The following is a 9,887-nucleotide window of genomic DNA, read 5'->3' as shown; positions in this document are numbered from 1 at the left end:
CATTTGGTTTGTCTGGGGGGCGCGGAGTTGTTAAAAAGACACTGGCAAACCCCTCTGGTGTGACCGGCCCTGCTGTCGATCAGGAACGGATCTGCTTCCACAGCTCGGCGTTGTGCTCGTTCATTGCCCAGACGCCGCCGGCCGTGCGGATGGGCCAACGCACGTCGTCGCCGACCCGGCCGCGCATCCAGCGCGTCACGGCCCCGAAGCGGTTCTGGAGGGTGAGGCCCTTCTCGCCGAGCTGTTCGCCGATCTCCCCGATCGTCATCGAGGTCGGTGAGGCATCGGCGAGCAGTGTGAGCACGTCCGCGAAGCTCCGGACGGACGGGGCATCCGAGTCGGCGATGAGCTGCAGATCGTCGAATGACCAGTCGCGGCCGGCTTCGTCGTCACGCTCATCCACCGCAGGCTTCTCGGCCTTTGCCGGGCTCGCCTGGTGCTCCGCGATGAGCCGGTAGACAGCGGGAACGAGTTCCTCGGGAACCGGAACGGTGATGTAGGTGGTCATGACACGCACTCCTTGAGCGTTAGGTGTGGGCGTCCTGGTGGGCGCTCATGACACGAGACTATATTAAGCCTCTTGTAAGTGTCAACAAGAGTCTTGGTTGGTCCTCTCTCTGTTACTCAATCTTCGTCCGAGTCCCGGGTATAGGCAGCGGCACGAGTGATGTCGTCCTCCTCGAGACCGGCGCCGACGGCACCACCGAGCGTCGCGAGCGACGCCGTCATCCACGCGATGTCGACGATGCGGGAGACGCCCCACTCCTGGTCCGAGAGCTGTTTGAACGACGCAGCGTCGAGCAGGAGGAACGCAGCTGCGAGCGCCAGCACGAACACCGCGAAGTAGAACACGCTCACGCCGATCGTCATCGTCAGCACGGTGGCGACGTTGAACAGGGTCACCTGTTCGCGCTCACCGCGGCGGCGCGGCTTCTCCCACAGGCGTGCGCCGACGATGAGCGAGGCCGTCACGGCCGCGATCGCGATGAGCGACAGCAAACCGAGCCGGAACGGGCCGTAGTTGCTCGCCAGCACCCAGATGTCGGGCGTGATGAGCATGAGCGCGCCGGCGGCCGCCGTCACGGCGATGAGCTGGGTGAGCCGGAGCGCCAGCGTCAGCGGACGGTTGGCGCGCACCAATCCCAGCAGGACGCCGACGTTGCCGCCGAGGACGCGCGCCGCGAACTGCGCGGGGTTCTCACCCTCGTGGGCCTCGGTGTCCTCGGCACGCTGCCACGCACGGCGCACGATGTCATCGACGGAGTCGTCGCCGTCGAAGTCGAGGATCTCCTCGACGAGGCGCAGACACGCCTTGCGGACCTTCCCGGCAACCTGCACCACGCCCAGGGCCGGCACGACGACGAGGCCGACACCGTGCACCGGGGAGAGCTTCGTCTGGACGACGCGGCGCCCGTCCTTGAGCGGCAGGTCGGTGAGGACGAGCACGAGATCCCAGTTCTCGTCGAGCATCCGATCGCGCGCGGTCTCCATGAGGTCCAGCGGTGTGACGGGCGGTTCCTCGAGTCGGTCATCGACGACGACGAGGTTCCAGTCGATCTGCCCGTATCGCTGCGACAGTTCGGCCCTGATGTCGTCACCCACGGTCTCGTGGGCCAGCGACTTCACGCCCGGGGAGACCACGACGCCGACGTCGAGGCGTGGTCGGTTCCCGTTCTGCGCGGTGGCGTGCTGGCCGGCCGAGACAGCGTTGGTGGATTGCTGGGGTACTGAGGCCGTCGCGTCCACTGCTGACCCCGGGACCTCGTGGCCGGGAACGACGGCCCGATCGCCGTCGACACGATGCGGAGCCGGTCCGTCAGCCGCAGCGTTCTGCGGTACGGCAACAGTGGCGTCCTGTGGCTGGTCAACGCGAGGAATCTCGCCAGCGCTCTCCGTGAAGAAACGATCGCCCAGGCTCGCCCCGCGTGGTGCGTCCCCACCACCGTCGGAGTGCTCGCGCGAATCGTGAACGGGGAGGGCCTGTGTCGCGTCGTCGTGACCCCCCACGTGGTCGCCGAGACGCGTGGCGCCGCGAGGCGTTCGACGCCCGTCCTGTGATTCGTTCATCCGCACATTGTTCCCCGGCGTCCGTCGAGGCCCAAGCGCGCCCGCTTGCACCGATCAACGCCCACCGTTGGGAGTTCTGCACCGACCCAGCGATGCCGTCACCGCAGAACGCACCATCTTGGGAGTTTTGCACCGAACCGGTGATGCGGTCGACGTAGAAGTCACCATCTCGGGAGTTCCCCAGCGACCCGACGACGAACGACGGACCCGGACGCGTGCAAGCGTCCGGGTCCGTCGTGGGAAGTCGGCCGTAGAGGCATCGAGTGCCCTCGGGTGCGAGATGATCGCGCCCCAGGTCAGTGGTCGATGGCCTCCGCGACGCCGTGTCCGGTGAGGGAGCGAACCTCCATCTCGGCGTGCTTGGCCTCGTCGTACTCCTTCGATGTCAACGTGCCGATGATGCCGAGCGCGAAACCGACGGGGATGGAGATGAGACCGGGGTTGTCGAGCGGGAACCACTGGAAGTCGATGCTCTTGGGAAGCATCGCGAGGTTCTTGCCGGTGACCGGGTCGACCTTTCCGGAGACGACGGGCGAGAAGATGATGAGGCCGAGAGCGGTGCCGAGGCCGCCGTAGATCGACCACAGCGCGCCGCGCGTGTTGAACCGCTTCCAGAACAGCGAGTAGAGGATCGTCGGCAGGTTCGCGGACGCCGCGACGGCGAAGGCGAGGGCGACGAGGAACGCGACGTTCTGATCCTTGGCGAGCATGCCGCCACCGACGGCGATGGCGCCACCGACGAGGGCTGCGATGCGGGCGACCTTGACCTCGTCCTCCTGCGACGCCTGGCCGCGCTTCCACACCTGGTTGTACAGGTCGTGGGCGAACGTGGCGGACGTCGTGATCGTCAGACCGGCGACGACGGCGAGGATCGTGGCGAACGCGATGCCGGAGACGATGCCGAGCAGCGGCGACCCACCGAGTTCATACGCGAGCAGCGGTGCGGCGGCGTTGGCCTTACCGGGTGCGGCGTTGATCTTCTCCGGGCCGACGAGTGCGCCGGCGCCGAAACCGATGACGAGTGTCAGCAGGTAGAAGCCACCGATGAGCCAGATGGCCCACTCGACGCTCTTGCGGGCCTGGCGTGACGTCGGCACCGTGTAGAAGCGCTGAAGGACGTGGGGCAGACCGGCCGTACCGAGCACGAGCGCGAGCGACAGCGAGATGAAGTCGATCTTCGTCGTGGTGCTCTTGCCGTACTTGAGGCCCGGCTCAAGGAGCTTCTCGCCGGCCTTCGGGTTCTCCTTGACGGCGGCGTCGAAGAGGCCGGAGAGGCTGAAGCCGTACTTGCCGAGCACCCAGAAGGTCATGATCGCGGCGGCGGCGATGAGCAGCACGGCCTTGATCATCTGCACCCAGGTGGTGCCCTTCATTCCGCCGATCATGACGTACATGACCATGACGACGCCGACGACGGCGATGACGATGTTCTGCGCTGCGCTGCCCGAGATACCGAGGAGCAGGCTGACGAGACCACCGGCACCGGCCATCTGCGCGAGCAGGTAGAAGAACGACACGGCGAGCGCCGACGACGCAGCGGCCATACGGACCGGGCGCTGCTTGAGGCGGTAACTCAGGACGTCGGCCATCGTGAAGCGGCCGGTGTTGCGCATGAGCTCGGCGACGAGCAGGAGCGCAACCAGCCAGGCCACGAGGAAGCCGATGGAGTAGAGGAAGCCGTCGTATCCCTGCAGGGCGATGGCGCCGGCGATGCCGAGGAAGCTGGCTGCCGAGAGGTAGTCACCGGCGATGGCGATGCCGTTCTGCTTGCCCGAGAACGCGGCGCCACCGGTGTACATCTCTCCGGCGGTCTTCTTGCCGGCGGAGACCTTGATGACGATGCCGAGCGTCGCGACGACGAACAGCACGAAGATGCCGATGTTGAGCGCCGGGTTGCCGACCGTGTTGTCGGCCGCAGGCATGAGTGCGGTGAACATCAGTGGCTCGCCTCCCCGTCGAGTCGTGCTCCGACGGCGTCGGCGCGCGGGTCGAGCTCACGCCCGGCCCATCGTGAGTACGCGAGCGTGATCGCGAAGGTCGTGACGAACTGCCCGAGCCCCATGAGGAGGCCGATGTTGATGTTGCCGAACACCTTGGTACCCATGAAGCTGGGCGCGAAGATCGACAGCAGGACGTACACGAAGTACCAGACGAGGAAGAACGCCGTCACGGGGAAGACGAACTTGCGGAACGTCGTACGCAGATCCTGAAACTCCGCGCTCTGCTGCACGGCGAGGTATCGCCGCGCCGCGGCGTCGTGGTCGACGGGCTTGTCGACCACGGGTTCGGACGAACGATCCAGCTGCTCGTCCGGCTCATGTGGCGTACTCACGTGAGCCCCTTTCCCCCGGCCGCCTCGGGCGCGGGAACGATGTGTTGTGAATCACACCTTGGCGTGTCGGACAAACCATACGGAGGACGGACTCACGTGAGGGTCGCATCGCGACCTACTTGCCAGTGTCAATCGGATTGTGATGTTCGGAGCCCGCCCTTTCCGGGGCGGCCCGGTCATGCGCGGCGGCGGCAACACGACGCTGCGGCAAGCCCTGCACTGCGGCGAATTCCTCCCCAATCCTGGCGGGCATCTGCGCCTGCTGCGCCAGTAGGCTGGGCACATGAGGACGGGGCGGGCACGACGAGCCCAACGGTGGTTCGCCGACGAGGAACGACGAAAGATCAGCACAACCTTCGACGATCGCGAGACCGAGCCGTCGAGGGTTCTCAACGCAGCCATCGCCCTGGCGCTCGCACCCGAGGCGCGGCGCGTCCTGGACGTCGGGTGCGGGGGTGGGGAGATGCTCGGTTCGATCCGCAGACTCGACGCGACCCTCCACCTCGTCGGCATCGACCCGGTCGAGAGCGCCGTCGCCGAGGCTCGCCGACGTTTCGGGGCTGACGCCCGCGCCACCTTTGCCGTCGCCGCCGCCGAAGACCTCGAGGATCTGGAGCATCCGGTCGACTTGGCCGTCAGCCACCTCAACCTGGGCTTGTGGAGTGACCCACTGCGTGGCCTGACCCGAGTCATGAGCCACCTCGCGCCGGGAGGCGTGCTCTTCGTCGTCGATGTCGCCGAGGCCCGGACGTCGGCCGACACGGAGGCGTTCCTCGCTCTTGCTCGCACCGACGACGAACGGGAGTACCTGAGCGACCAGCTCGCGGCTGGTTTCGAGCCCCGTCAACTCGAGGATCTCCTGCACGCTGCAGCCGACGAGGCCCGGCGAAAGGTTGATGTCCACGTCGGCCGGGGTGGCCTCGCAGGCTTCGCCTACGACGACGCGCGCGCGGGCGAACTCTTCGCCGCTTCGGCCGTTCGAGAAGCCCTACAAGCCTTCTCCTCCGGTGACTCCACGGCCAACGCGGTGGTGAGCGCGGTGGTCAACGTCCGATGACCGCCACACCCCACTTCCTCTCGACGCAGGATCTCGAACGATGGATCAAACTGCGTTCGGTCCTCCTCGTCCTTCTCACCGCTTTGGCGGTGTGGGAGGCGGGCTGGCCGATGGCGATCGCGCCCGTCTGCGGCGCGGCACTGTTCGCGCTCCTCGGCAGGGAAGGGGTTCCCCGGATTCCGGTGACGATCGCGGCCTTGGCGCTGATCGGGCTCGGCTCCCCCGTCGTCGCGCTGTTCCTGCCCGTCGCCGTCGCGGAGACCTTCTGGGCGTTGCCCCTGCGACAAGCCGTCGTCACGGTCACGGTGGTGTTCGGGGTCGCGTTGGTGTCCATCTTCACTCACGCCGCGTCACCTCACGCCTGGGCCCTCGCCCCGCTTGCTCTCGGTTACCTGCTCAGCATCGCCGCTGCGGTGTGGATCTCCCAGATCCTGGAGGTGACGAAGCAACGGACCGAAGCGCTCGAGGAGTTGCGACGCTCGCAGAAGGAACTGGCCGAGCTGAGTCGGATCGCGGGCATCGAAGCCGAACGTGCCCGCATTGCTCAGGAGGTGCACGACGGTGTGACGCAGCGTCTGGCGCTCATCCGAATGCTGCTCGACTCCGCGTCCGATGCCCGAACGGCGGCTGACGACGCCCGGCAGCGGACGCATCTGGCGTACGTCGAGTCGGGGGAAAGTCTCAAGGAACTTCGGTCGCTTCTCGCCCGAACGGACACCGACGAGGCTCCGGACAACGACGCGGAGTTCGCGCGAGGTGTCCGAGCGGCGGCGGCCAGCGTCGCTGCAGCCTCCGGCCTGAGCGTCAAAACCGACTTCGCACAGTTCCGTCACGGTGAGGAACTCCCCCTTCGTCTGCGCAGCACGGCCACGGCCTTCATCCGAACAGCACTCACGAACACCGTCGAACACTCCGGAGCCGACCGAGCACGCATTACTGTGCTCAGCACCGCTGATCACATCGTGGTGCGCGTGGAGGACGACGGTGTCGGCATGCCACCCACCACCGTGGCGCGGCCGGGGCCGGGACACGGTTTCGGGCTACGCAGCAGCAGGGAGCGGATCGAAGGCCTGGGAGGCCGCCTCAGCATCGGGGAATCCACCGACGGCGGTGCCCTGGTCGAAGCCGAGTTCCCCCTCGTCGGCACGTCAGAATCGGAGAGCTCATGAGTGTGCGAGTCGTCATCGTCGACGATCACGGCTTCGTCTCGTCCGGCTTGGCACTGCTGTTGAACAGCGGCGACGCGGTCGAGGTGGTGGCCACCCTCGACGACCCCCGTGACGTGCCCGAGGCCCTCACCGCACATCGCCCCGATGTCCTGGTCACGGACATGGCGATGCCCCGGATGAGCGGTGACGAACTCATCGCGAGCCTCCGGGAACATCCGCACGCCCCGCCGGCGGTCGTTCTTTCCGCCCTCACCTCGTGCGAGGCGATCGCGGCGGCATTTCGCGCGGGTGCGGTCAACTACGTGTTCAAGGACGCACCCCTGGCGCAGATCGCCAAGGTTCTGGTGGACGCCGCAAACGGCACGTCGACCTATTCGCCGGAGGTCACGTCTGCACTTGCCACCCAGTTCGTTCACCAAGCGCCCGGCCCACCCGTCGAGCTCAGCAGCCGGGAACGCGAGATCCTCACCCTCGTCTCCAAGGGCCTGACCAACCGTCAGGTCTGCCGCACGCTCAGCATTTCCGAGGCGACGGTCAAGACCTATCTCTCGCGCTGCTACACCAAACTCGAGGTGAACGATCGGGCGTCGGCTGTGCGCGTCGCGCTCGAGAAGAACCTCCTCGACGACTAGGCCGGCCAGGCAGACGACGGTTCCGAGGCCAGGCCCTGGGCCTCGTGCCCGGTACCACGACACCGCTCGAGCACGATGTTGTGGCCAGCATGAACGGCGATCGCCGCCGGAAGGCCCAACCGAGCAGCGAAGTGGAACACCGTCCCCGTCAGCAGGTGGTAAGGCCACCGACGCGGGTCCCGGGGGGCGTGCAGCAGCGCGAATGGCACCACTGCCCACAGACGGTGTCTGCGCCACAGCATCTCCTCGGCGACGGCGACCTGGGCCGTCGTGACGACCACTGATTCTCGTCCGGGCCGCGCCCCCAGCTGAGCCATGGTGCCCATGCCGAGCCACCATCCCCCCTTGGCTCCCTCCCGCGATGCCATCCAGGCCAGGACGACGGTGGCAGTGTCGTAGACGCGGCCACTGACGTGCGGATCACGCAGGCGCCGACCCCGTTCGCCGGCCGCTGCTCGCCTCAGTAGCCACGGCAGAGCGAAGTGCGCTGCCGTGGCGGCACCCCACGGCGGGGTCACTGGCCCCGACCGACCGGCACGAGGTACAGCGGAACCTCGTCGACACCGCAGAATCCCAGTGTGCCGTTGACCTCGTCGTCGCAGAATCCGCCCAGAGGACGGGCCGCCAAGTCCATGGCCGAAGCCGTGAGGAGCAAGGTCTGGCACAGATGGCCAGCCTCCATCAGAGCAAATCGCACAGCGCGGTGGCCGTACTTGAAGCGGGAGCGCCACGGCATCATCGACACCACGATCGTCACGGCTGCGTTGTCGATCATGTCCTCCTGCAGGGCAGCACGCGCCAGGGCTGCGTGATCCACCTCGCTGATTCTGGTGAGGCTCGCATTCCCGGCGTCGGCCATCTCGACGTGGAACAGGCCCGGTTCCAGTGCCTCAACTCGGCGAACCACCACCCACAGTTCGAGCGGAAACAGCGCCCCCGCCGACGGCGTGGCCCGTCGCGGCTGTGTGCCCGATGCCGGTCCGGTGCCGGGGCGCGGCTCCCACGCCAACCGCAATAGGGTGGCCAACTCCGTGAGAGTGAGTTCTTCGTCCGCGAACCCGTCCGCGCTGGAACGGCGATCCAGGGCGTCGGCAACGCTCGTCTCGACCTTCATCGGAGCAGGCAGTTCGGTCCTGGCGCGAGAGACGTGGCGCTGTCCGGCACGAGCGATGATCGGGTGCATCTCCGGGGTCGTCTGCAACATCCGGACACCCGGCGCGTCCCAACTCATCGCGTCACGCCGGATCTTCGTGGCCTCGACGAAGTCCTCTGCCGGGTCACCAGGCGCCGGCACTTCGCCGTAGACGACGTCAACGAGATTTGCTCCGTGAACGGAATCGGTGATCATGGCTTCCTCCTCAGGGGAACGGGTGCGGCCAGGGGTTGAGATCGTCGAACGTCAGCTTTCTGGGCGACAACCCGACCTCGAAGGCGCGCTCATAGAGCCGTCGGCCACCGAGCATGCGCCCCGCGTACCCCGAGTCAAGAGCGCTCAGCGCGGGTGCGATCACCTTCGCGACGACCAGGCCCGCCTCTCGAACGTCCGGGCTGGTGAGGTCACAGGCCGCGCACCGCACACCCTGATCACGCAGGCGCCGGGCGATCTCGTCGATCGCGCCGCCCGGTGAAGCGTCCGGAACGGCGGGGAGATCTTCGAGTCCGACACGCTCGGACGAAGCATCGAGAAAGGCCGCTGCGGCAATGCTCTTCGGGTGCAAGGACAGGCGCACGTGGTCGTCGAAATCCGCGACCTGTTCGAAGCCGGCGCCAGGATCGATCACTGCACCCTCACGCTGTTCTGCCTTGGACCACGTCCGCGTCTGGAAGGCCTCGATCATGGCCTTACTAGCTGCCGTCAACGCGGAGGTCGAGCAGGCGGCTCCGAGGGCCAGCGGAGCAACGTCATTGTGCGGATTGCGCACGAGCGCGAGAACCACAGGCACGTCGACGAGGCGGCTCAGATCGACGAGGGAGACAGCGAGTCCTGTGGGCTCGACGTGACGCGCCATGAACTCACGAAGGCTCGCAGACGAATCGGGGTCGATGAGGGGCAGGCTGTGACGCCCGTACCAGGTCGCCATGAAAGCGTCGCGTTCCACGACCTCGAGCAAGCCCGACAACACGGCTTCCTCCCAGGTACATCCACACGCCATGCCGTTACTCGTCGAGTAGCCGATGCGGTTGTCGTCGAGCGCGGTGTTGGCCAGGAACATCAGTTGAGCAGGCACCTCGAGGGGGCTGCCGACCGCGAGGTCGACACCACGCAACCACGCGAGGGAGGTCGACGCAGTGAAGGGCGAGTAGGCGAAGCCCTCGACCGTGAACTGTTCAGGCGCGAAAGGGGTGAACTCCTCGGGGCGAACGTGGTCCACACCTTCGGCGTCGAGCTGCGCACTGGTCGCCCGCCGCAGCGTCGTCGTGTCGATGTACGCCCCGCTGTAACGTTCAACCGTCTCCCCGATCGCTGCGGCACGCGCCTGCCGAGGGTCTGCCGCCCCGCCCCCGTTCAGTTCGTTGCATGCTGCTCCCAGGAGCCACCTCGAATCACAGGCCTGCGCTCCGACGCCCGACATCCGAATGTCGTCGACGTCGTGGAGCTGAGCGAACAGCCTGGACGTCAGCCCCACCAA

General features: G+C 66.9%; 10 protein-coding genes. 3 read left to right on the top strand and 7 right to left on the bottom strand.

Translation table 11 applies throughout. From position 1 onward, the window contains the following. Positions 1-79: 79 nt before the first annotated feature. From K9D12_RS10965 to K9D12_RS10950, 4 genes are all read right to left on the bottom strand, one after another. Complete coding sequence (locus K9D12_RS10965) at positions 80-508, bottom strand: hypothetical protein (RefSeq protein ID WP_129666352.1); 429 nt, start codon at positions 506-508, stop codon at positions 80-82. A 116-nt stretch (positions 509-624) separates the two neighbouring features. Beyond that, positions 625-2,067 carry a hypothetical protein gene (locus tag K9D12_RS10960; RefSeq protein ID WP_225911172.1) on the bottom strand — a complete coding sequence of 481 codons (1,443 nt, stop codon included), beginning with the start codon at positions 2,065-2,067 and terminating at the stop codon, positions 625-627. A gap of 296 nt (positions 2,068-2,363) precedes the next feature. Continuing rightward, positions 2,364-4,004: a cation acetate symporter gene (locus K9D12_RS10955; protein ID WP_223060214.1), complete on the bottom strand. Its 1,641-nt coding sequence runs from the start codon at positions 4,002-4,004 to the stop codon at positions 2,364-2,366. Then, positions 4,004-4,348: a DUF485 domain-containing protein gene (locus tag K9D12_RS10950; protein ID WP_129666410.1), complete on the bottom strand. Its 345-nt coding sequence runs from the start codon at positions 4,346-4,348 to the stop codon at positions 4,004-4,006. The genes K9D12_RS10955 and K9D12_RS10950 overlap by 1 nt, the downstream gene beginning before the upstream one ends. Before the next feature lie 334 nt (positions 4,349-4,682). On the opposite strand from K9D12_RS10950, the gene K9D12_RS10945 reads away from it, so the two are divergent. The 3 genes from K9D12_RS10945 to K9D12_RS10935 are packed head-to-tail and all read left to right on the top strand — an operon-like array spanning position 4,683 to position 7,257. Then, positions 4,683-5,456 (top strand): trans-aconitate 2-methyltransferase, encoded by a 774-nt coding sequence (locus K9D12_RS10945; protein WP_129666347.1) that lies wholly within the window; start codon positions 4,683-4,685, stop codon positions 5,454-5,456. Then, entirely contained in the window at positions 5,453-6,625 is a 1,173-nt protein-coding gene (locus K9D12_RS10940; RefSeq protein ID WP_129666345.1) for a sensor histidine kinase, read from the top strand. Before K9D12_RS10945 ends, K9D12_RS10940 begins: the two co-directional genes overlap by 4 nt. After that, the gene (locus tag K9D12_RS10935; RefSeq protein WP_129666343.1) at positions 6,622-7,257 is read left to right on the top strand and encodes a response regulator transcription factor; all 636 of its coding nucleotides are present in this window, start codon (positions 6,622-6,624) and stop codon (positions 7,255-7,257) included. Before K9D12_RS10940 ends, K9D12_RS10935 begins: the two co-directional genes overlap by 4 nt. Here K9D12_RS10935 and K9D12_RS10930 read toward each other — a convergent pair. Genes K9D12_RS10930 through K9D12_RS10920 form a run of 3 tightly spaced genes read right to left on the bottom strand, consistent with a single transcriptional unit; the run spans position 7,254 to position 9,830 of the window. Next, positions 7,254-7,775 carry a hypothetical protein gene (locus K9D12_RS10930; RefSeq protein ID WP_129666341.1) on the bottom strand — a complete coding sequence of 174 codons (522 nt, stop codon included), beginning with the start codon at positions 7,773-7,775 and terminating at the stop codon, positions 7,254-7,256. The genes K9D12_RS10935 and K9D12_RS10930 overlap by 4 nt on opposite strands. Then, positions 7,772-8,605, bottom strand: coding sequence for a SagB/ThcOx family dehydrogenase (locus tag K9D12_RS10925; RefSeq protein ID WP_129666339.1), 834 nt, complete (start codon positions 8,603-8,605; stop codon positions 7,772-7,774). The genes K9D12_RS10930 and K9D12_RS10925 overlap by 4 nt, the downstream gene beginning before the upstream one ends. A 10-nt stretch (positions 8,606-8,615) precedes the next feature. Continuing rightward, a complete protein-coding gene (locus K9D12_RS10920) occupies positions 8,616-9,830 on the bottom strand; it encodes a YcaO-like family protein (RefSeq protein ID WP_225911181.1) in 1,215 nt (404 codons plus the stop codon). Between the last annotated feature and the right edge of the window lie 57 nt (positions 9,831-9,887).

The sequence above is a fragment of the Dermacoccus sp. Tok2021 genome, from assembly GCF_019895135.1.
Lineage (GTDB): Bacteria > Actinomycetota > Actinomycetes > Actinomycetales > Dermatophilaceae > Dermacoccus > Dermacoccus abyssi.
Note: the sequence above shows the minus strand (reverse complement) of the source record. Positions and strands in the feature narration are given on the sequence as shown.

What these genes read in the sequence shown, in the direction of transcription:
- K9D12_RS10965 (WP_129666352.1), bottom strand. Translation starts at nt 508, where the DNA reads ATGACCACCTACATCACCGTTCCGGTTCCCGAGGAACTCGTTCCCGCT.
- K9D12_RS10960 (WP_225911172.1), bottom strand. Translation starts at nt 2,067, where the DNA reads ATGAACGAATCACAGGACGGGCGTCGAACGCCTCGCGGCGCCACGCGT.
- K9D12_RS10955 (WP_223060214.1), bottom strand. Translation starts at nt 4,004, where the DNA reads ATGTTCACCGCACTCATGCCTGCGGCCGACAACACGGTCGGCAACCCG.
- K9D12_RS10945 (WP_129666347.1), top strand. Translation starts at nt 4,683, where the DNA reads ATGAGGACGGGGCGGGCACGACGAGCCCAACGGTGGTTCGCCGACGAG.
- K9D12_RS10940 (WP_129666345.1), top strand. Translation starts at nt 5,453, where the DNA reads ATGACCGCCACACCCCACTTCCTCTCGACGCAGGATCTCGAACGATGG.
- K9D12_RS10935 (WP_129666343.1), top strand. Translation starts at nt 6,622, where the DNA reads ATGAGTGTGCGAGTCGTCATCGTCGACGATCACGGCTTCGTCTCGTCC.
- K9D12_RS10925 (WP_129666339.1), bottom strand. Translation starts at nt 8,605, where the DNA reads ATGATCACCGATTCCGTTCACGGAGCAAATCTCGTTGACGTCGTCTAC.
- K9D12_RS10920 (WP_225911181.1), bottom strand. Translation starts at nt 9,830, where the DNA reads ATGTCGGGCGTCGGAGCGCAGGCCTGTGATTCGAGGTGGCTCCTGGGA.